At 53.3% G+C, this 22,244-nt stretch carries 16 protein-coding genes and 1 pseudogene; 13 read left to right on the top strand and 4 right to left on the bottom strand.

Features of this window, described 5'->3' with window-relative positions:
• Nucleotides 1-24 precede the first annotated feature (24 nt).
• Nucleotides 25-729: a DNA/RNA nuclease SfsA gene (gene sfsA / locus SK34_RS18720; RefSeq protein WP_048233883.1), complete on the bottom strand. Its 705-nt coding sequence runs from the start codon at nucleotides 727-729 to the stop codon at nucleotides 25-27.
• A gap of 15 nt (nucleotides 730-744) precedes the next feature.
• Nucleotides 745-1,275 carry an RNA 2',3'-cyclic phosphodiesterase gene (gene thpR, locus SK34_RS18715; RefSeq protein ID WP_003018620.1) on the bottom strand — a complete coding sequence of 177 codons (531 nt, stop codon included), beginning with the start codon at nucleotides 1,273-1,275 and terminating at the stop codon, nucleotides 745-747.
• A 73-nt stretch (nucleotides 1,276-1,348) separates the two neighbouring features.
• Between thpR and hrpB the strand changes: the two genes are divergently transcribed.
• The 10 genes from hrpB to fhuB all read left to right on the top strand — a co-directional run bounded on the left by hrpB (nucleotide 1,349) and on the right by fhuB (nucleotide 18,090).
• Nucleotides 1,349-3,778, top strand: a complete 2,430-nt coding sequence (gene hrpB, locus SK34_RS18710) for an ATP-dependent helicase HrpB (RefSeq protein WP_048233881.1) — start codon at nucleotides 1,349-1,351, stop codon at nucleotides 3,776-3,778.
• 177 nt (nucleotides 3,779-3,955) lie between these two features.
• Nucleotides 3,956-6,493, top strand: coding sequence for a bifunctional glycosyl transferase/transpeptidase (gene mrcB, locus SK34_RS18705; protein ID WP_048233878.1), 2,538 nt, complete (start codon nucleotides 3,956-3,958; stop codon nucleotides 6,491-6,493).
• A 564-nt stretch (nucleotides 6,494-7,057) separates the two neighbouring features.
• Entirely contained in the window at nucleotides 7,058-7,600 is a 543-nt protein-coding gene (locus SK34_RS18695) for a fimbrial protein (RefSeq protein ID WP_003837506.1), read from the top strand.
• A gap of 50 nt (nucleotides 7,601-7,650) precedes the next feature.
• Complete coding sequence (locus SK34_RS18690; RefSeq protein ID WP_165488874.1) at nucleotides 7,651-8,364, top strand: fimbrial biogenesis chaperone; 714 nt, start codon at nucleotides 7,651-7,653, stop codon at nucleotides 8,362-8,364.
• Between the two features lie 32 nt (nucleotides 8,365-8,396).
• Complete coding sequence (locus tag SK34_RS18685) at nucleotides 8,397-10,880, top strand: fimbria/pilus outer membrane usher protein (protein ID WP_048233874.1); 2,484 nt, start codon at nucleotides 8,397-8,399, stop codon at nucleotides 10,878-10,880.
• Nucleotides 10,881-10,915: 35 nt separating this feature from the next.
• Complete coding sequence (locus SK34_RS18680; RefSeq protein ID WP_224769938.1) at nucleotides 10,916-11,917, top strand: fimbrial protein; 1,002 nt, start codon at nucleotides 10,916-10,918, stop codon at nucleotides 11,915-11,917.
• Nucleotides 11,918-12,127: 210 nt separating this feature from the next.
• Nucleotides 12,128-14,377 (top strand): ferrichrome porin FhuA, encoded by a 2,250-nt coding sequence (gene fhuA, locus SK34_RS18675; protein ID WP_044714923.1) that lies wholly within the window; start codon nucleotides 12,128-12,130, stop codon nucleotides 14,375-14,377.
• A gap of 46 nt (nucleotides 14,378-14,423) precedes the next feature.
• Nucleotides 14,424-15,221, top strand: coding sequence for a Fe3+-hydroxamate ABC transporter ATP-binding protein FhuC (gene fhuC / locus SK34_RS18670; protein ID WP_003845793.1), 798 nt, complete (start codon nucleotides 14,424-14,426; stop codon nucleotides 15,219-15,221).
• Nucleotides 15,221-16,111 carry a Fe(3+)-hydroxamate ABC transporter substrate-binding protein FhuD gene (gene fhuD / locus SK34_RS18665; protein ID WP_003837517.1) on the top strand — a complete coding sequence of 297 codons (891 nt, stop codon included), beginning with the start codon at nucleotides 15,221-15,223 and terminating at the stop codon, nucleotides 16,109-16,111. The genes fhuC and fhuD overlap by 1 nt, the downstream gene beginning before the upstream one ends.
• Nucleotides 16,108-18,090: a Fe(3+)-hydroxamate ABC transporter permease FhuB gene (fhuB, locus tag SK34_RS18660; RefSeq protein ID WP_048233872.1), complete on the top strand. Its 1,983-nt coding sequence runs from the start codon at nucleotides 16,108-16,110 to the stop codon at nucleotides 18,088-18,090. Before fhuD ends, fhuB begins: the two co-directional genes overlap by 4 nt.
• A gap of 114 nt (nucleotides 18,091-18,204) precedes the next feature.
• Here the strand turns inward: fhuB and hemL are convergent, their stop codons facing one another.
• Nucleotides 18,205-19,485 carry a glutamate-1-semialdehyde 2,1-aminomutase gene (hemL, locus tag SK34_RS18655; RefSeq protein WP_003837523.1) on the bottom strand — a complete coding sequence of 427 codons (1,281 nt, stop codon included), beginning with the start codon at nucleotides 19,483-19,485 and terminating at the stop codon, nucleotides 18,205-18,207.
• A 168-nt stretch (nucleotides 19,486-19,653) separates the two neighbouring features.
• Here hemL and clcA point away from each other — a divergent pair, with 168 nt between their 5' ends.
• The 3 genes and pseudogenes from clcA (at nucleotide 19,654) to erpA (ending at nucleotide 21,501) form a co-directional block, all read left to right on the top strand.
• Nucleotides 19,654-21,075: a H(+)/Cl(-) exchange transporter ClcA gene (gene clcA, locus SK34_RS18650; RefSeq protein ID WP_048233871.1), complete on the top strand. Its 1,422-nt coding sequence runs from the start codon at nucleotides 19,654-19,656 to the stop codon at nucleotides 21,073-21,075.
• Nucleotides 21,076-21,098: 23 nt separating this feature from the next.
• Nucleotides 21,099-21,164 (top strand): annotated as a pseudogene (gene yadW, locus SK34_RS24875) (small protein YadW).
• A complete protein-coding gene (gene erpA, locus SK34_RS18645; protein WP_003018581.1) occupies nucleotides 21,157-21,501 on the top strand; it encodes an iron-sulfur cluster insertion protein ErpA in 345 nt (114 codons plus the stop codon). Before yadW ends, erpA begins: the two are co-directional and overlap by 8 nt.
• A 119-nt stretch (nucleotides 21,502-21,620) precedes the next feature.
• Here the strand turns inward: erpA and SK34_RS18640 are convergent, their stop codons facing one another.
• Entirely contained in the window at nucleotides 21,621-22,244 is a 624-nt protein-coding gene (locus SK34_RS18640) for a TRIC cation channel family protein (RefSeq protein ID WP_003018578.1), read from the bottom strand.

Below are 22,244 nucleotides of genomic sequence, written 5' to 3'. Positions count from 1 at the left end.
CTAATTAACCAAATGTTTACACCATTACAAGGTAATGGGCAACGGCTCTTTAAGAGTCATGCCATGGGCAGAAAGTTCCGCTTTATAAACCAGAATTTCTACCCCCTTAAGCTGTGCTTCAACTAATAATTGCGCATATTTTGCATCGATATGGTGCGCGGGTGAAAACCGTGTAATAGCTGAATGCAGCACGGCGAAAAATATCACTGCCCGCTTGCCTCCAGCCGCTACGCTCATCAATTCCCGAAGATGCTTCTGACCTCGTTCAGTGATGGCATCGGGAAAATAACCCTGCTCTTTTTCCGCCAACGTGACTGATTTCACTTCAATATAGCAGTCAGGTCGGGAATCTGCCTGTAACAAAAAGTCGATACGGCTCCCTTCGGTGCCGTATTTTACTTCACTTTTCAAGACGCTGTAGCCTGAAACTTCTGAAATTAACGACTGCTGAATCGCCTCTTTCGTTAATCTATTGGCCCACAGCGTGTTAACACAAATAAATGCCCCGGATTGAGTTTGCGTTAATTCCCAGGTATGTGGATATTTCCGTTTAGTATTTTCTGATGTCGAATACCAGACGGTGTCACCCGGGGTGGCACATCCGGTCATCGCGCCAGTATTTGGGCAGTGTAACGTTAACGTTGAGCCATCCGGTGTGATCACATCCGCTAAAAAACGCTTGTAGCGCTGGATGAGCGTTGCAGGTTGTAAAGGTGGAGAAAATTGCATAAATAGTCCCTTTAATTATTCAGTCAGCGTCCAGCGTTGCAGCTGCGTATAACGCGTGCGTCCTCGTGCGAATGAAGAGGAGTAAAGTGCGAACTCCGTGACCGGAAATGACCAGCCAAAGCCCGGTGGGGGGATGGGAACCGCGTGTCCGGCATCGCGCAGCAGCGTGATATGTGGGTGAAACGGCTGCGGGCTTTGATAACACCCGCTGCGCGCGGCCTGCGCCCGTAGCATATTCGCCAGTTGTAACAGTCCGCGCGGTGGCTGACGCATCCCCAGCCACACGACCCGCGAGCGCAGCCATTGCCCGGCATCATCCAGTTTGAGCGTAAAACCTGGTTGGCGAATGCGTCCGGCTAGTTGCGACAACGCCTGTTGCTTCTCTGCGCTGACATCACCTAAAAAGGCCAGCGTCAGATGCAGGTTTTCTGCTGCAACGGGACGCCCGGCTTCTGCGGGGAACTGCTCCGCACGCCAGTGAACAATTGGCTCACGGATTGCGCCAGGCAATTCAATCGCAAAGAACAGCCTTTTTGGCTCAGACATGATGGATACTCGGTTATGAATTAACGCGATGCTACAATGCAGCGCGAAGAATGTTAACCCTCTGGAGCTATTTGTGACGTCGTTGCCCGTTGCCGCCGTAGTGCCTGAACTGTTTACCGCCCTTGATGCCTCGACGCAGGTGCTGCTGACCGCGCCGACCGGTGCCGGGAAATCGACCTGGCTGCCGTTGCGACTGCTTGAACATGGTGGCATCAAGGGGCGGATTATTTTGCTGGAGCCGCGCCGTCTGGCGGCACGCAACGTGGCGCAGCGGTTGGCGGAGTTGCTGAACGAAAAGCCCGGTGAGACCGTGGGTTATCGCATGCGCGCGCAAAGCTGCGTGGGGTCGCAGACCCGGCTGGAAGTGGTGACGGAAGGCGTCCTGACGCGCATGATCCAACGCGATCCCGAACTCACTGGCGTCGGGTTAGTGATCCTCGATGAATTTCACGAACGGAGCTTGCAGGCCGACCTGGCGCTGGCGCTGTTGCTGGATGTACAGCAAGGTCTTCGTGACGATCTGAAACTATTGATCATGTCCGCAACGCTCGATAACGGGCGCTTGCAGCAGTTATTGCCCGATGCGCCCATGATTATCTCTGAAGGCCGCACATTCCCCGTCGAGCGACGGTATCAACCGCTGGCGGCACATCTGCGTTTTGACGAAGCGGTGGCGATAGCCACGGCGGAGCTACTGCGCCATGAAAGCGGGTCGCTGCTGCTGTTTTTACCGGGCGTTGGGGAAATCCTGCGCGTGCAGGAACAACTGGCAACGCGTGTGGGCGGCGATGTTGTGCTATGTCCGTTGTACGGCGCGTTGACGCTGGTTGAGCAGCGTCAGGCGATTTTGCCCGCGCCGCAAGGTAAGCGCAAAGTGGTGCTGGCGACCAATATTGCCGAAACCAGCTTAACGATTGAAGGCATCCGGCTGGTGGTGGACTGCGCCCAGGAGCGCGTGGCGCGTTATGACGCGCGTACCGGTTTAACGCGGTTGATTACCCAGCGCATTAGCCAGGCATCGATGACACAGCGAGCCGGGCGAGCCGGGCGTCTGGAGCCAGGTATCTGCCTACATTTGCTTGCCAAAGAGCAGGCGGAAAGAGCGGCGGCGCAGGGAGAGCCTGAGATATTACAGAGCGATCTGTCCGGACTACTGATGGAGCTGCTGCAATGGGGATGTACCGATCCTGAGCAACTGAACTGGCTGGATACGCCGCCCGCTATTAACCTGCAGGCGGCAAAACGGCTGTTGCAGATGCTGGGCGCGCTTGAGGGCGACAGGCTCAGTGCCCGTGGGCAGAAAATGGCGGCTTTGGGTAATGATCCCCGTTTAGCGGCTATGCTGGTTAGCACCAAAAATGACGATGAAGCGGCATCGGCCGCAAAACTGGCAGCAATTTTGGAAGAGCCGCCGCGCGGGGGCAGCACCGATTTAGCTGTGGTGTTTTCACGAAATCAGCCCGCCTGGCAGCAGCGCAGTCAACAATTATTGAAACGGCTTAACGTACGCAGCGGGCAGCCCGACAGCGCGTTGCTCCCTTTGTTGCTATCGCAAGCGTTTGCCGATCGGATCGCCCGTCGACGTGGACAAGAAGGGCGCTATCAACTGGCCAACGGCATGGGCGCGATGCTGGATGCCGATGACGCCCTGGGGCGCCATGAGTGGCTGATAGCGCCGCTGTTACTGCAGGGTAGCGCATCGCCAGATGCGCGTATTTTGTTAGCGTTGCCGCTGGATATTGAAGCGTTGATGCAGACGTGTCCTGAACTGCTGCAACAGTCCGACACCATCGAATGGGATGAAGCCCAGGGAACGTTAAAAGCACTGCGTCGGTCGCGTATCGGCCAGTTGACGGTAAAAGTACAGCCGCTAGCCAAGCCCTCGGAAGAAGAGTTGCATCAGGCGATGCTGAATGGTATTCGCGATAAAGGGCTAAGTGTGCTCAACTGGACGCCGGAGGCCGAGCAGTTTCGGCTGCGTTTGCAATGTGCGGCAAACTGGTTACCGGAGTACGACTGGCCTGCGGTAGATGAGGATTCTCTGCTGAATACGCTGGAGCTCTGGCTGCTGCCGCACATGAGCGGTGTGCACTCTTTACGCGCGTTAAAAGCACTCAATGTGGGTCAGGCATTGCGCGGTTTGCTGGACTGGTCAATGCTGCAACGTCTGGATAGTGAACTGCCAGCGCATTACACTGTGCCAACGGGAAGTCGGATTGCCATTCGCTATCATGAGGATAATCCTCCTGTGTTGGCCGTTCGGATGCAGGAAATGTTTGGTGAAGCAAACACCCCGACTATCGCCCAGGGACGCGTGCCGCTGGTACTGGAGCTGTTGTCTCCGGCCCAAAGACCGCTACAGGTGACGAGCGATCTAAGCGCGTTCTGGCAGGGATCGTACCGCGAGGTGCAAAAAGAGATGAAAGGGCGTTATCCCAAACATGTCTGGCCGGACGATCCGGCGAATACCGCGCCAACGCGGCGCACCAAAAAGTATTCATAGCTGTATGCGTGGTTGCCTGATGGCGCTGCGCTTATCAGGGCGAACGTAGGCCGGATAAGGCGTTTTACGCCGCCATCCGGCATGAATACAGCTGAAAATTGAGAGATTTCTTCTTCTGTCGCAGGACGGAAGAACAGAGAATCGGGCCTTTGCGCCTGAATGTTGCGGAGAAAAAGCATGGCGGGGAATGACCGCGAGCCAATTGGACGTAAAGGGAAACCCTCACGTCCGGTGAAACAAAAGGTGAGCCGTCGTCAACTCAGAGATGAAGAGTATGACGACGATTATGATGATGATGACTATGAGGATGAAGAACCGATGCCGCGTAAGGGTAAAGGCAAAGGGCGTAAGCCTCGTGGTAAACGCGGCTGGTTCTGGCTGCTGGTAAAACTGTCGATTGTTTTTTTGGTGCTGATCGCTATTTACGGCGTCTATCTGGACCAAAAAATCCGTAGCCGTATCGACGGTAAAGTCTGGCAGCTTCCGGCGGCAGTATATGGCCGCATGGTTAACCTCGAGCCAGAAATGCCCATCGGCAAGAACGAGATGGTGAAGCTGCTGGAGGCCACGCAGTATCGTCAGGTCTCGAAGATGACGCGTCCGGGCGAATTCACCGTACAGGCGAAGAGCATTGAGATGATTCGTCGTCCGTTTGACTTCCCGGACAGTAAAGAAGGGCAGGTGCGCGCACGTCTGACCTTTGATGGCGATCATCTGGACACTATCGAGAATATGGATAACAACCGCCAGTTCGGTTTCTTCCGTCTCGATCCACGCCTGATTACCATGCTCTCTTCACCTAACGGCGAGCAGCGCCTGTTTGTCCCGCGCAGTGGATTCCCGGATCTGCTGGTAGATACGCTGCTGGCAACCGAAGACCGTCACTTCTATGAGCATGATGGCGTCAGCCTCTACTCGATTGGTCGTGCGGTGCTGGCCAACCTGACGGCCGGTCGCACGGTGCAGGGGGCGAGTACGCTGACTCAGCAACTGGTGAAGAACTTGTTCCTGTCTAGCGAACGTTCTTACTGGCGTAAGGCCAACGAAGCCTACATGGCGCTGCTAATGGATGCGCGTTACAGCAAAGATCGCATTCTTGAACTGTACATGAACGAAGTCTATCTCGGTCAAAGCGGCGATAATGAAATTCGCGGCTTCCCGCTGGCGAGCCTCTATTATTTCGGTCGTCCGGTGGAAGAACTGAGTCTCGACCAGCAGGCGTTGCTGGTGGGGATGGTTAAAGGGGCGTCAATCTATAACCCATGGCGTAATCCGAAGCTGGCGCTGGAGCGTCGTAACCTCGTGCTGCGTTTGCTGCAACAGCAGCAGATCATCGATCAGGATCTGTATGACATGCTGAGCGCGCGTCCGTTAGGCGTACAGCCGCGTGGTGGAGTAATCTCGCCACAGCCAGCCTTTATGCAGATGGTGCGTCAGGAGCTTCAGGCGAAGCTGGGCGATAAAGTTAAAGATCTCTCCGGCGTGAAAATTTTCACCACCTTTGATTCCGTGGCGCAGGACGCTGCGGAAAAAGCGGCGGTGGAAGGCATTCCGGTGCTGAAGAAACAGCGTAAGCTGAGCGATCTGGAAACCGCGATTGTGGTGGTTGACCGATTCAGTGGCGAAGTTCGCGCCATGGTTGGCGGGGCAGAGCCGCAGTTCGCGGGCTATAACCGTGCGATGCAGGCGCGTCGTTCGATTGGTTCTCTGGCGAAGCCGGCGACCTATCTGACTGCGCTCAGCCAGCCGAAGCTTTACCGCCTGAATACCTGGATTGCCGATGCGCCGATTGCGCTACGTCAGCCGAACGGTCAGGTCTGGTCGCCACAGAACGATGATCGTCGCTATAGCGAAAGCGGAAAAGTGATGCTGGTGGATGCGTTAACCCGCTCCATGAACGTACCGACGGTAAATCTGGGGATGGCGCTGGGCTTGCCTGCCGTGACTGATACCTGGTTGAAGCTGGGCGCGCCGAAAGATCAGCTTAACCCGGTTCCGGCCATGCTGCTCGGGGCGTTGAACCTGACGCCAATCGAAGTAGCACAGGCGTTCCAGACTATCGCCAGCGGCGGGAACCGTGCGCCGTTGTCGGCGCTGCGTTCGGTGATTGCCGAAGATGGTACCGTGCTGTACCAGAGCTTCCCGCAGGCTGAGCGTGCCGTTCCGGCGCAGGCGGCGTATATGACGCTGTGGACCATGCAGCAGGTGGTTCAGCGTGGTACGGGTCGTCAGCTTGGCGCGAAATATCCTGGCTTGCATCTGGCAGGGAAAACCGGGACCACCAACAACAACGTGGATACCTGGTTTGCCGGGATCGACGGCAGCCAGGTGACCATCACCTGGGTGGGCCGCGATAACAACCAGCCAACCAAGCTGTACGGTGCCAGCGGCGCGATGTCGATTTATCAGCGTTATCTGGCTAACCAGACGCCAACACCGCTGGTGCTGACGCCACCGGAGGATGTGGTGGATATGGGCGTAGACTACGACGGTAACTTCGTTTGTAGCGGCGGGATGCGCACGCTTCCGGTATGGACCACCGCTCCTGATTCGCTGTGTCAGCAGGGTGAAATGCTGCAGCAGTCGGGGAATCCGTTCGATCAATCTTCTCAACAGCCGCAGCAGCAGCCTCAACAGCAGCAACCGCCGCAGCAAGAGAAGAAAGACAGCGATGGCGTGGCTGGTTGGATAAAAGATATGTTTGGCGGTAACTGATTTTTTAGCTGTCCTCCCCCGCATCGGTGCCTGCTGATGTGGGGGAATTCTCCCTCTTGTTGTATTCGCATTTCGGTCTGTATAGCAAGCTCAGGATAGGGTGAACAGTGATGGTGTTTCCTGCCTATATTTTCCGTTTAATCATAAATTCAATATATTATTTTTTTGTATGTATCATCGGTTGGTTGATTTTATTCTATTTTTTCTGCGTTTTTTTATTATCTACCCGTATGCATATGTGAGTGATATTGTTTTTATGAATATGTTTATGCTGGCTAAAATCACCATTAAGAAAATATTATTTCCATAAATTGTTCTGCTAAAACAAGATGTTGTGTGTTGTTTCTTTAGTTTTGGTGAATGTGTTGATTAGCTTTTATTCATCATGGTACGTAGAATAGATGACACAAGGGAATGTTTTAAACTGAATGAGTTGATAAAGATATATTATATCTATGATGTTGTTGGATTTATATTCCAGCACTTCTCCAGCCATTGTCTATTTCCCCTCTGTGTTAACTTTTCTCTTCATTGATTTTTGTGAACATATGTAAGGAATACGTTATGTGCAAAAAAATTATCATCTCGTTGCTTGTCAGTAGTGCAATGGCAACTGTAGCAACATCTGCTTTTGCCGTTGATACCGGGACGGTAACGTTTAATGGGAAAATTCTTCCCGATAGTTGCGTGGTTGATGTAAACGGTACAGCGACAAACGGTACTGTGACGTTTAACAACCTTTCTCAAACTGCGTTTGGCGAAGATAAAAAAGTCGGCGACACGCAATCTTTTGCGATTACGCTGACAGAATGTGATGCTGCGGTTGCCAACCTCAATATCAAATTTGATGGGACGCGTATTGCCGGATACGACGATGAAGTCTTGCAGGCGACAGGGACTGCGCAGAACCTCGGGGTACGTATGCTTCCAGAAGGGAGCAGCAACTACGTGAAATTTGATGGCTCAGATCCTGAAGCGGCACTGAATAAGACTAACGGCGAGAGCGTGGTTTTTAATTATAAAGCTGAGGTTATCCAGGTTGGTAGCACTTTACCAACTACCGGTGATTATACCGCACAAGCGACCTATACTCTGCTTTATCGTTAATCATCATAAACCTGGCCCAGGCAGGGCCAGTATTTCAATGGAATGGAAAGATGAAACGACTTATCACAGCATTAATACTTATATTAACCTCGGGATTAAATTCGGTTCAAGCTGGCGTAGTAGTGGGTGGCACACGAATTATATATCCGGCTAACCAATCTGAAGTACAGATTGCTTTAAAAAATAAAGATAATGATAAACGTTATCTGGTGCAGAGCTGGGTCAGTAATATTGATGACAGCAAAGCGCCATTTATTATGACACCGCCAATTTACAAATTGGACGAAAACCGCCAGACGCTGCTACACGTGGTTTATACCGGAAATAAATCGGCGCTGCCTCAGGATCGTGAGTCATTATTTATGGCGAACATCAAATCTGTTGCAGCGATCCCAGAAGAATTGCATGACAAGAACACGTTACAATTTGCCATTAAAACTAAATTAAAACTGTTTTATCGCCCGGCCTCATTGACAGAAGACGAGGCAAAAATGGCCTGGCAATCGTTGCAATTTAGCCGCCATCAAAATCAACTGGTGGTGAAAAACCCCACACCCTTCTATGTCACCTTCGGACAGATCTCTGTGGCGGGAAAAGCGATTAAACCGGCTACAAACCAGTCCTCTCCGACGGCATTAACGATGATGGTCGCTCCATTTGGTGAGCAGCGTTTTCCGCTGCCATCGGCAGTAAAAGGCAACGTTGTCTGGACCGCAATTAATGATTTTGGCTCAGAAACCGAACAGCGTAAACAGTCGCTGTAAATCAGCTATCGATGAGTTATGGGGTGACATTTATGCCTTCACATCGTACTGCCCGGCTTTTTGCTCTCAATACGCTGACATTCGCTATATTGACTGCGAGTGGTTCCGTTTGTGCTGATGATTATTTCAATCTCAGTGTACTTGAAACGGGAACCCCACTTGAGAATACCGGGGCGCTTGAAGCTTTTTTACAGCATAATGGTTTATCCCCCGGACGTTATTTAACGTCGATTGTTTGGGATCAGGATCGCATTGATAAACGAAATTTAAATTACCTCCTTTCAAAAGATAACAGCAAACTGATTCCGCAATTTACCAAAGCGGAGCTGCGCGAACTGGGCGTTAAAGTTGATACGGTTCCGGCATTAAATAATGTTAACGAAGATACGTTGCTGGGTGATATTAGCGAATATATCGCGGATGGACGCTATGACTTCAATCCGGAAACACAGGTGCTGCAATTACGTATTCCGCAGATCTACCGCGACCGCAAAATTTCGGGCGAAAGCAATCCCACTTTCTGGGATGACGGCATTCCGGCTCTGTGGACCAGTTACTATATTTCGGGATCGCACCAACAATCCGGAGGTCAAAATAATGCTTCGAACTGGGCAAGTTTGAATTCAGGGATGAATATCGGCCCCTGGCGTTTGCGTAACACCAGCAATTGGGGGAGTGATAATGGTTGGCAATCTATTAATACGACGCTTGGACGCGATGTCAAAGCATTGCGTAGCCAGCTTCAGATAGGGCAAACCTACACTAACGGCGAACTGTTCGATAGCGTGCAGATGACGGGCGTTAAGCTGGAGACAGATACCAGTATGCAGCCCAGTGGATTACAGGGCTTTGCCCCGGTCGTTCGTGGGATTGCTAATAGCGATGCCAAAGTCACCATTAAGCAAAACGGTTACACCATCTACCAGACCAACGTCTCGCCTGGCCCGTTTGAAATTCGTGATTTAACGCAGGTGACGGCAGGAGCGGATCTGGAAGTCACCGTGACGGAGGCCGACGGTACAGAGCGCAGCTTTATTCAGGCCAGCTCCTCGGTGCCGATTATGCAACGTGAAGGCGCGCTGAAGTACAGCCTGGCAGCCGGGAAATATCGCGATGTTGATAACGGTGAGGAGCCGGAATTCAGCCAGGCTACGGCAATTTATGGCTTACCTTTCGGAATTACCGCTTACGGCGGTCTGCAGGGCGCGTCGATGTATCGCGCCGGACTGGTCGGCATCGGAGCTGATTTACGCGATTTTGGTTCGCTGTCGATGGATCTGACGGCGGCGAGAACCGCGTTTGACGACGAACGCGCGGATGCGAATGGCCAGTCGTGGCGCGCGCAGTACGCAAAAGATTTTCCGTTAACCAATACCACGGTCACGCTGGCCAGCTATCGTTATTCCACCTCCGGGTTTTATACCTTTCAGGAGGCTCTCGATCAGCGTAATAACAGCTACGACGATGACAGCATCTATAGCTATCGCGATAGCTATAACCGTCGCAGCCGCCTGCAACTTAATCTTTCTCAGTCGTTACAGAGCTGGGGATCTGTATACGCCAACGCTTATCAGCAAGATTACTGGGGAATGGAAGGCCATGAACGAAGCGTGAGTCTCGGTTACAGCAGCAGTTGGCAGGGCGTTAACTGGTCGCTGAATTACAGCATGACAAAAACGCCATCAACCACTAACGATCAGCAGTTTTCTATCTCAATGAATGTCCCTCTTTCGCGTTGGCTGGCGAATGCCTGGGGAACATATACTCTGACAAGTTCAAAAAATGGTAATAGTGCACATCAGGTTGGCGTCAGTGGAACGCTACTGGAAGATAACAATTTAAATTATAACCTTCAGCAAACCTACACCGATAACGATGTCGGTTATGGTGCCTATCTCTCTTCCCGGTATCGGACATCGGTTGGCGAGTTCAACGCCAATTACAGTTATCAAAAAGACAGTAAACAGTGGGGCTATGGCGCCCAGGGTTCCGTTGTTGCGCATTCGCAGGGAATAACGCTTGGACAATCCATTCAGGATGCTTTTGCCATTGTGCACATTACCGATGGCGATAATGTAAAAATACAAAATTCCCGGGGGGTTTACACCGATTATTGGGGCAATGCCATTGTGCCAACTTTAACCAATTATCGCCGTAATACTATTACTGTGAATACTCAGGGACGTGATGATATTGATATTCAGGATGCTTCTCTGGATGTGGTTCCGACAAAAGGGGCCGTCCTGAAGGCTGACTTCACGGCGCGTTCAGGTAAGCGTGCATTACTTACCTTAAAACATGATCAGAGCGTGGTTCCTTTTGGTGCTCTGTTAAGTATGGACGGTACGACATCGATCGTGGGTGACGACGGTGAAGTGTATGTCACTGGGCTAAAAGGAACACAGCGCATTGAGGTGCAATGGGGAAATACCGCACAGACGAAATGTACGGGTAGCGTAAGCGTGCCTGAGAACATGGGTACGGGAATTCTCTCAGCTACGGTTAATTGCCAATAATGGAAGATGGCTTATGAATACGGAAATTGTCAGATATGAGTAAAAGGAACATAAACATTTTCAGGGCTATGTTGATCATATTGATTTTAGCTGGATCTGCGGCACCTGTTTATGCCGCCACATGTACCGGAAATTACCCGGAAAATGGCGCAATGACCTTTCAGCTACCGGCAAGCATCACTGTGGAGCCTGACGTATCAGTTGGTACGGTTATTTATGAGGGAAGCATTGAGAGCGGCCAAATCGATATGGATTGCCAGGATACTGGCAACAAATACAAAGGTTACGCAGTGTTAACGGATGCCGATGCCCGCAATGGAGTGCTGGAAGGCGTTTATCAGACTAGCGTTCCAGGTATAGGTATCCGCATGGCTGAAGCGGAAGAACGAACACCTACCTTTACCTCTGAGGATATCGTCACACCCATGCATTTTTATAGCTATGGAGCAAGCGGATGGAACAGTATTCATACAAAGTACCATGCGTCAATGCAGTTGGTTGTGACGGGCGACGTCGAGGATGGTTATCTTGATACCTCCCGGCTGACAGCGCAAGAGAAGTGGGGTAATGATGTGATAGCTCAGATATTGGTATCTCCCACCAGCATTCATATCCAGACTAATACCTGTAACCTGGAGGATAAAAATATCTACGTGCCGCTGAAGACGATTAATGTCGATAACTTTGACAGTCAATTTTCAGAAGTACTCACCGATAACAGTTTCAAAATCGAGATTTCTGATTGTCGGGCAGGTACCCAAATCGATTATAAGTTCAACAGTGCTGGTTCGACAGGTGTTACGGATGGCAATATTTTGGCTATCGCCAGTGGAGACAGCTCTGCCAGCGGTGTCGGTATCCAGATTCTGGACACGAACAATAATGTGCTGAGTTTTGATCAAACCTATACCGCTGTGAGCAGCACCAGCGCTAACGAAGTGGCAGAAATTCCGCTGAAGGCACGCTATGCCAAAACCGGCAATGTCAAAGCCGGGAAAGTGGACGCCGTCGCGACTTTTGAGGTCTTTTACCGCTAACGCCTTGCGACCCGCTGCGGCGGGTTGTCAGCGCTCTAACATTCCAGCCTAATTTATTAACCCTTTCTTTTCATCTGGTTATTTCTTAACCCCTCAGTTTTAGTAGGGGCGCGTATTGCTTGCTATCTCGCCAGAGTTTCGAATATTATGCTGCCGTTATAATAATAATTCTCGTTTACGTTATCATTCACTTTCATCAGAGAAATACCAATGGCGCGTCTTAAAACTGCTCAGCCAAGTTCATCACTGCGTAAAATCGCAGTAGTGGTAGCCACAGCGGTTAGCGGCATGTCTGTCTATGCACAGGCGGCGGTTGACCCGAAAGAAGAAACCATCACCGTAACTGCAGCTCCTGCTCCGCAGGAAAGCGCATGGGGGCCTGCGGCAACCATCGCCGCACGACAGTCTGCTACGGCGACCAAAACCGACACTCCAATTCAAAAAGTTCCTCAGTCTATTTCTGTGGTCACCGCCGAAGAGATGGCGTTGCATCAGCCAAAATCGGTCAAAGAGGCGCTTAGCTACACCCCGGGCGTTGCCGTGGGTACGCGTGGTGCGTCCAATACCTATGACTACTTGATTATTCGCGGATTTGCCGCCGACGGCCAAAGTCAGAATAACTATCTGAATGGCCTGAAGATGCAGGGCAACTTCTACAATGATGCGGTCATAGACCCTTATATGCTGGAGCGTGCCGAAGTGATGCGCGGTCCGGTTTCCGTTCTGTACGGAAAGAGCAACCCGGGTGGGTTGTTGAATATGGTCAGCAAACGCCCGACCACAGAGCCGTTAAAAGAAATTCAGTTCAAGATGGGCACTGACAGCCTGTTCCAGACAGGTTTTGATTTCAGCGATGCGCTGGATGATGACGGTGTATACTCTTACCGCTTAACTGGCCTGGCGCGTTCCGCGAATGCGCAGCAGCAGGGCGCAGAAGAACAACGCTATGCCATTGCGCCATCTTTCTCATGGCGTCCGGACGATAAGACAAACTTCACCTTCCTCTCCTACTTCCAGAACGAGCCGGAAACCGGTTATTACGGCTGGTTGCCGAAAGAAGGGACGGTGACTGAGTTGCCGAATGGCAAGCGTCTGCCTACCGATTTCAACGAAGGGGCGAACAACAATACCTATTCTCGTAACGAGAAGATGGTGGGCTACAGCTTCGATCACGAATTTAACGACACCTTTACCGTGCGTCAGAACCTGCGTTACGCGCAAAATAAAGTCTCGCAGAACAGCGTGTATGGCTACGGTATGTGCTCCGATCCGCTCTATACCAAGGATCCGGCTAACAGCCCTTGTGCCAGCGTTCCTCAGGCCGACTGGGATCATACGCTGACGCGTCAGTATGTTATCGATAATGAGAAATTGCAGAACTTCTCCGTCGATACTCAGCTGCAAAGCAAGTTCGCGACAGCCGACGTAGATCACACGCTGCTGACTGGTGTTGACTTTATGCGTATGCGGAACGATATCAACTCCTGGTTTGGCTATGCGGGTTCTGTTGCGCCGTCCGATATCTATAACCTCGACCGCAGCGACTTCGATTTTGGCTCACACCCAGGCCCTTCAGGTCCTTACAAAGTGCTGAACAAACAGAAGCAGACTGGCTTGTATGTTCAGGATCAGGCGCAATGGGATAAGGTGCTGGTTACTCTGGGCGGTCGTTACGACTGGGCTAAACAGGACTCTCTGAACCGTGTTTCTGGCGTAACGGATTCCCGCGATGATAAGCAATTCACCTGGCGCGGTGGGGTTAACTATCTGTTCGACAACGGCGTAACCCCATATTTCAGCTACAGCGAGTCGTTTGAACCGGCTTCCCAGACGGGGGCAAGCGGTAATATCTTTGCGCCATCTAAAGGTAAGCAGTACGAAGCTGGCGTGAAGTACGTGCCGAACGATCGTCCAATCGTGATCACCGGTGCTGTCTATCAGTTGACCAAAACCAACAATCTGATGGCCGATCCGAACGGATCGTTCTGGTCAGTTGAAGGCGGTGAAATTCGTTCTCGCGGAGTGGAAATTGAAGCGAAAGCGGCGCTGTCTGCCAGCGTCAACGTAGTGGGTTCTTATACCTACACCGACGCGGAATACACCACCGACACCAACTACAAGGGCAATACGCCTGCGCAGGTGCCAAAACACATGGCATCATTGTGGGGCGATTACACCCTTTATGACGGCGCGCTTTCTGGGCTGACGTTGGGTACTGGCGTTCGTTATACGGGTTCCAGTTATGGCGATCCGGCAAACTCCTTTAAAGTGGGGAGCTATACGCTGGTGGATGCGTTAGTACGTTACGATCTGGCGCGCGTCGGCATGGCGGGCTCCAACGTGGCGCTGCATGTGAACAACCTGTTTGACCGTGAATACGTCGCCAGCTGCTTCAATACCTATGGCTGCTTCTGGGGCGCAGAACGTCAGGTCGTTGCAACCGCAACCTTCCGTTTCTAATTTCTATTGGGCACGCTTTGCGTGCCCGTTTTACAAGTTGGCTGCTATGCAGGAAAACAGATCCCATCCCGACACTACTTTTGCGTTGCGTAATGTCTCCTTTCGTGTGCCTGGCCGCACGCTTTTGCATCCTCTCTCATTAACTTTTCCTGTGGGTAAAGTGACCGGCCTTATCGGCCACAACGGTTCCGGAAAATCGACGTTATTGAAAATGCTGGGACGTCATCAGCCGCCGTCAGAAGGTGAAATCCTGCTCGACGAACAGCCGCTGGAGAACTGGAGCAGTAAAGCGTTTGCCCGCAAGGTCGCCTATCTGCCGCAGCAGTTGCCGCAGGCCGAAGGGATGACTGTGCGCGAACTGGTGGCGATTGGCCGCTATCCGTGGCACGGAGCGCTGGGACGTTTTGGCGTTGCCGACAGAGAGAAAGTAGAAGAGGCGATTTCGCTGGTTGGCTTAAAACCGCTGGCGCACCGTTTGGTTGATAGTCTGTCCGGCGGAGAACGCCAGCGCGCGTGGATTGCCATGCTGGTAGCGCAGGACAGCCGCTGTCTGCTGCTTGATGAACCGACTTCCGCGCTGGATATCGCTCATCAGGTTGACGTACTGGCACTGGTGCATCGCTTAAGTCAGCAGCGCGGGCTGACGGTGATTGCGGTGCTGCATGATATCAACATGGCGGCCCGCTACTGTGATTACTTAGTTGCGCTGCGCGGTGGTGAAATGATTGCACAAGGGACGCCTGCTGAACTGATGCGCAGTGAAACTCTGGAACAGATTTACGGTATCCCGATGGGCATTTTGCCGCATCCGGCCGGTGCCGCACCCGTGAGTTTTGTCTATTAATGATTGAATTACATCATATTACCCGTCGGCGGCTGCTTGCGGCGATGGCGCTGTCGCCGCTGCTGTGGCGGATGAATACGGCACACGCTGCGGCGGTTGATACGCAGCGCATTGTGGCGCTGGAATGGCTACCGGTAGAGCTATTGCTGGCGCTGGGTATTACGCCGTATGGCATTGCCGATATCCCTAACTACAAGCTGTGGGTCAGTGAGCCCCCGTTGCCGGATTCTGTGATTGATGTCGGGCTACGTACGGAGCCCAATCTCGAACTGTTGACCGAAATGAAACCCTCGTTTTTGCTGTGGTCGGCAGGCTATGGTCCTTCCCCTGAAAAGCTGGCGCGGATTGCGCCTGGCCGGGGATTTAACTTCAGTGACGGTAAAAAGCCGCTGGCCGTTGCGCGACAATCGCTGCAGGAAATGGCGCAATTGTTCAATCTGCAAGCCTCTGCTGAACGCCATCTGACCGAGTACGATCGTTTTATCGCCAGCCTGAAACCGCGCTTCATTCAACGCGGCGCGCGCCCTGTACTTCTCACTTCCCTGCTTGATTCGCGACATATGTTGGTGTTTGGCCCAAACAGCCTGTTTCAGGACGTGCTGGATGATTATGGGATCCCCAACGCCTGGCAGGGCGAGACAAACTTTTGGGGCAGCACTGCCGTGAGTATTGACCGTCTGGCTGCTTATAAGGATGTCGATGTGCTGTGTTTTGACCACGGCAACGATAAAGAGATGGCTGCGCTGATGTCTACGCCGTTGTGGCAGGCGATGCCGTTTGTCCGCAGCGGACGTTTTCAGCGTGTGCCTGCCGTCTGGTTCTATGGCGCCACGCTCTCGGCGATGCATTTTGCCCGCATTCTGGATAATGCGCTGGGAGGCAAAGCGTGAGTAAACGAATTGCGCTATTCCCGACCCTTCTTCTGGCGGTTCTGTTTGTCGCTGCCTGTTGGCTGACCTGGGTAAACTTCTCTGTTGCACTACCGCGCAGTCAGTGGCAACAGGCTATCTGGTCACCGGATATCAATGCTATTGAGCAGATGGTTTTCCACTACAGTCTGCTGCCGAGGCTGGCGATTTCGCTGTTGGTCGGTGCCGGGCTGGGGCTGGTCGGTGTCTTGTTTCAGCAGGTGCTGCGTAACCCACTGGCAGAACCCACTACGTTAGGTGTCGCAACCGGGGCGCAGTTGGGCATTACGGTTACCACGCTGTGGGCTATTCCCGGTGCGCTGACCACGCAATTTGCGGCGCTGGCGGGAGCATGTGTTGTTGGGGCTCTGGTGTTTGGCGTTGCCTGGGGCAAACGTCTTTCTCCGGTGACGTTAATCCTTGCCGGGCTGGTGGTCAGCCTGTACTGCGGGGCAATTAACCAGTTGATGGTTATCTTCCATCACGATCAACTGCAAAGCATGTTTTTATGGAGCAGCGGTACGCTGACGCAGACCGACTGGAGCGGCGTACAGCGTCTGTGGCCGCAACTGCTGGGCGGTGTGATGCTGACGCTGTTGTTATTACGCCCAATGACGCTGATGGGACTGGATGACGGCGTGGCGCGTAACCTCGGTCTGGCGCTGTCGCTGGCACGTCTGACGGCGTTATCGCTGGCCATTGTTATCAGCGCCTTACTGGTTAACGCGGTTGGGATTATCGGCTTTATTGGCCTGTTTGCACCGCTGCTGGCGAAAATGCTCGGCGCGCGTCGTCTGCTGGCGCGTCTGATGCTGGCCCCGCTGATTGGTGCGTTGATCCTCTGGCTCTCCGACCAAATCATTCTGTGGCTGACCCGCGTATGGATGGAAGTTTCCACTGGTTCGGTGACGGCGCTGATTGGCGCGCCATTGCTGCTGTGGCTGTTGCCGCGCCTTAGAAGTATGAGCGCGCCGGATATGAATGCCAGTAACCGCATCGCTGCTGAGCGGCAGAATGTACTGATGTTTGCCCTGGCGGGCGGGGCGATATTGCTGCTTACCGTTACTGTGGCGCTCGCGTTTGGCCGCGATGCGCACGGCTGGACATGGGCCAGCGGCGCGATGCTGGATGAGCTCATGCCCTGGCGCTGGCCGCGTGTTCTGGCAGCGCTGATTGCCGGGGTAATGTTAGCGGTAGCTGGCTGTATTATTCAGCGTCTGACCGGAAATCCAATGGCCAGTCCGGAAGTATTAGGAATTAGCTCCGGGGCGGCATTTGGCGTGGTGCTAATGTTATTTCTGGTCCCCGGCAATGCCTTTGGCTGGCTGCTGCCGGCCGGGAGCCTCGGTGCGGCAGCCACCTTGCTTATCATTATGATTGCCGCCGGGCGCGGGGGCTTTTCACCGCACCGCATGTTGCTGGCAGGGATGGCGCTCAGCACGGCGTTTACAATGCTGCTGATGATGCTGCAGGCCAGCGGCGATCCGCGTATGGCGGGGGTGCTAACCTGGATCTCCGGCTCAACTTATAACGCGAGTGGCGAACAGGTCCTGCGCACCGGGATTGTAATGGTCATCCTGCTGGCGATGACGCCGCTGTGCCGCCGTTGGCTGACAATTTTACCGCTTGGCGGCGATACGGCGCGGGCTGTCGGTATGGCTATTACGCCATCACGCGTGGGGTTACTGCTGCTGGCGGCAGGGCTGACGGCGACAGCCACCATGACCATTGGGCCGTTGAGCTTTGTCGGGCTGATGGCGCCGCATATTGCCCGGATGATGGGTTTTCGTCGGGCGATGCCGCATATGCTGATTTCGGCGCTGGCGGGTGGCGTGTTGCTGGTTTTTGCTGACTGGTGCGGCAGGATGGTGTTGTTTCCGTATCAGATCCCGGCGGGATTACTGTCGACGTTTATTGGCGCGCCGTACTTTATCTATTTGTTGAGAAAGCAGAGCCGCTGAGGCTGATTCTTTTCATGTAGGCCGGATAAGACGCTTTGCGTCGCCATCCGGCAATAAAAAAGCCGGGTGGCGGCTTCGCCTTACCCGGCCTACGTTGCTTCTGGACGTTCTCCTTTACAGTTTCGCAAACACCCGGCGCGCGGCGTCGATGGTGTTATTGATATCTTCTTCACTGTGCGCCACGGACATAAAGCCTGCTTCGAACGCGGACGGCGCCAGATAAATTCCTTCATCCAGCATCATGTGGAAGAAACGCTTGAAGCGTTCAACGTCGCATGCCATCACATCCTGATAGCAGGTTACGGTTTCTGCATCGGTGAAGAAAATCCCGAACATCCCGCCTACATGATTAACTACCAGCGGAATATTCGCTTCTTCAGCAGCTTCCAGCAGACCTTCCGCCAGACGCGTCGTCAGTTCGTTCAGCGTTTCATGAATACCCGGCTGGGCGACTTCGGTCAGACAGGCATAACCTGCCGCCATCGCGATTGGGTTACCGGAAAGCGTCCCCGCCTGGTAAACCGGTCCAGTCGGCGCCAGTGCGTCCATCACATCGCGACGCCCACCGAATGCGCCAACGGGCATTCCGCCACCGATGATTTTGCCAAGACAAGTCAGATCCGGCACGACGCCGTAATAATCCTGTGCACCGGCCAGCGCCACGCGGAAGCCGGTCATCACTTCATCGATGATCAACAGCGCGCCAAACTCATCGCATAGCGCACGCAGGCCCGGCAGGAATTCCGGCAGCGGTGGGATGCAGTTCATGTTGCCTGCGACCGGCTCAACAATGATGCAGGCGATCTCCTGCGGATATTGTTCAAATGCCGCACGTACTGAAGCGAGATCGTTATAGGTGCAGGTCAGGGTGTGTTTCGCGAAATCAGCCGGAACGCCCGGGGAGTTCGGCTGACCCAGCGTTAACGCGCCGGAACCCGCTTTGACCAGCAGACAGTCAGCATGACCGTGGTAGCAGCCTTCAAATTTGATGATCTTATCGCGACCGGTGAAACCGCGCGCCAGACGGATTGCGCTCATCGTCGCTTCCGTGCCGGAGTTCACCATGCGCACCATGTCCATGGTCGGCACGAGTTCAGTGACCAGCTCCGCCATTTTCACTTCCATTTCGGTCGGTGCGCCAAAGCTTAAACCGCGCTCCGCAGCTTCAATCACCGCATTACGGATTGCCGGGTGATTATGGCCCAGCACCATCGGTCCCCAGGAACCGACGTAGTCAACATAGGCTTTACCATCGACATCGTACAGATACGCGCCGTCGGCTTTTTCGATAAACAGCGGAGTACCACCCACGCCAGTAAAGGCGCGAACGGGGGAGTTAACGCCGCCTGGGATAAGTTCGCGTGCTGCGCTGTAGAGATTTTCAGACTTACTCATGGATGGGGTCCTGGTTCGTAGAAAAAGTAAATGCCCGCTATTCTAGTTATTCAGAGAAGGTTATGAAAGTTTTACGCATTTGAAACAATACGATTTGCAGGGGATTTTCGTGAAATGTGCGAGTAGAATGCCGATTCCGTATTTGTATTACCAATTAATGATCATCTGATGAAGACAGACACTCCCTCTTTTGAAGCACAACAAATTGTGCGTTTACGCCGCAGGGATCAAATCCGTCGACTCCTGGAACGAGACAAAACGCCGTTGGCGATCCTGTTGATGGCTGCCGTAGTGGGTACAGTGACAGGGCTTGTTGGCGTGGCATTTGAGAAAGCGGTGACCTGGGTGCAGAATCAGCGCATTGGCGCGCTGGCTCAGGTTGCGGACCATGCCATTCTGCTGTGGCCGCTGGCATTTATTCTCTCTGCGTTGCTGGCGATGGTTGGCTACTTTCTGGTGCGTAAATTTGCGCCGGAAGCCGGTGGTTCGGGGATCCCAGAGATTGAAGGCGCGCTGGAAGAGCTGCGGCCTGTGCGCTGGTGGCGCGTACTGCCGGTGAAATTTTTCGGCGGTATGGGCACGCTGGGTGCCGGTATGGTGCTCGGGCGAGAAGGACCGACCGTGCAGATCGGTGGTAACCTCGGGCGCATGGTGCTGGATATTTTCCGCATGCGTAGCGCAGAAGCGCGACATACCTTATTGGCGACCGGTGCGGCAGCGGGCCTTTCGGCGGCGTTTAACGCCCCTCTGGCGGGGATCCTGTTCATTATTGAAGAGATGCGCCCGCAGTTTCGCTATAACCTTGTCTCGATCAAAGCCGTGTTTACCGGCGTCATCATGTCGAGCATTGTGTTTCGTGTTTTCAACGGCGAGGCACCGCTTATTGAAGTTGGGAAGCTCTCCAATGCGCCGGTGAACACGCTGTGGTTGTATCTGGTCCTGGGGGTTATTTTTGGCTGTGTCGGACCGTTGTTCAACACCATGGTGTTGCGGACTCAGGATATGTTCCAGCGTTTCCACGGAGGCGATCTCAAAAAATGGGTGCTGATGGGCGGTGCGATCGGCGGTCTGTGCGGGATCCTTGGCTTAATTACACCTGAAGCGGCTGGAGGCGGGTTTAACCTGATACCTATCGCTGCGGCAGGGAATTTCAGCGTTGGTTTACTGCTGTTTATCTTTATTGCCCGCGTCATTACCACGCTGCTGTGCTTCTCGTCCGGCGCGCCCGGCGGGATATTTGCCCCGATGCTGGCATTAGGCACGTTGCTTGGCACCGCGTTCGGTATGGCGGCAGCGGCCTCTTTTCCGCATTATCATCTGGAGGCCGGGACCTTCGCCATCGCCGGAATGGGAGCATTGTTGGCGGCGTCGGTAAGAGCGCCGCTCACCGGTATTGTGCTGGTGCTGGAGATGACCGATAACTATCAGCTCATTTTGCCAATGATTATTACCTGTCTTGGCGCAACACTATTAGCCCAATTTATGGGCGGAAAGCCGCTATACTCGACTATCCTTGCCCGTACGCTGGCAAAACAGGAAGCGGAGCAGGCGGCTAAAAGCCAGGGTACAGCCGCTGGCGAGAATACTTGAACGAAATACCAGGGTATTAGATAATGGCCTTAACCATTGGGTTATAATTTGCCCAATTGCCAATGTCGTTTGGAGCAAAATATGAGTGATGACGTAGCGCTGCCACTGCAATTTACTGAAGCAGCAGCCAATAAAGTAAAAAGCCTGATCGCTGACGAAGATAACCCGAATCTGAAATTACGTGTGTATATCACCGGCGGTGGTTGCAGCGGTTTCCAGTACGGTTTCACCTTTGACGATCAGGTGAACGATGGTGATATGACCATTGAGAAACAAGGTGTTGGTCTGGTGGTTGACCCGATGAGCCTGCAATATCTGGTGGGCGGCGCGGTTGACTATACCGAAGGTCTGGAAGGTTCCCGCTTCGTTGTGACTAACCCGAATGCGAAAAGCACCTGCGGGTGTGGTTCTTCTTTCAGCATCTGATTGCTGTCTGTAATACCAGTGGTCTGATGGTGTAGGCCCGGTAAGCGTAGCGCCACCGGGCAATGTGCCGGATGGCGGCGTAAACGCCTTATCCGGCCTACATATTCTGCATCATCATGTTAACGTCCGTTATCATCCAGCGCAAACGTCGGCAATTTCAAATGCCAGCGAATGGCGGCAAGCCGAATCAGCAGGGTGACAATCATCCCCATCATACTGGCGTTTTCCAATGAAACATCAAAGGTATAAAACGCCGTCGCATGCACGATCCCGCCGATAATACAGGCTGTGGCGTAGATCTCGGTACGCAAAATCATCGGGACTTCACGTGCTAATACATCGCGAATGATCCCACCGCCGACGCCGGTAATCACCCCCATACAAATCGCCACCAAGGGGCCTGTTCCTGCGAGAAAGGCCTTGTTGACGCCAATACCCACGAACACCGCCAGGCCAACGGCATCAAGCACCGGAAGGATCCATTTCGGCAGGCGTCTTGGCTGCCGTACCAACAGGATCGTCAGCATGCTGGTGATCATCGCCACGACCAGATCTGTTGGATCTTTAACCCAAAAAACCGGTCCATTATCCAGCGCCATATCGCGGATCGTACCACCACCGACGGCGGTAACCACGCCGAGGACCAGGACGCCAAACGGATCCATACGTAATTTTCCGGCCAGTAATACGCCAGAGATTGCAAATACCGCGGTGCCGACAATATCAAGCCAATAGACGAGCAT

Source organism: Citrobacter sp. MGH104, assembly GCF_001034485.1.
GTDB classification, from domain to species: Bacteria; Pseudomonadota; Gammaproteobacteria; order Enterobacterales; family Enterobacteriaceae; genus Citrobacter; species Citrobacter freundii.
The sequence above is the reverse complement of the archived record's forward strand: the minus strand, read 5'-3'. Positions and strand labels throughout refer to the sequence as shown.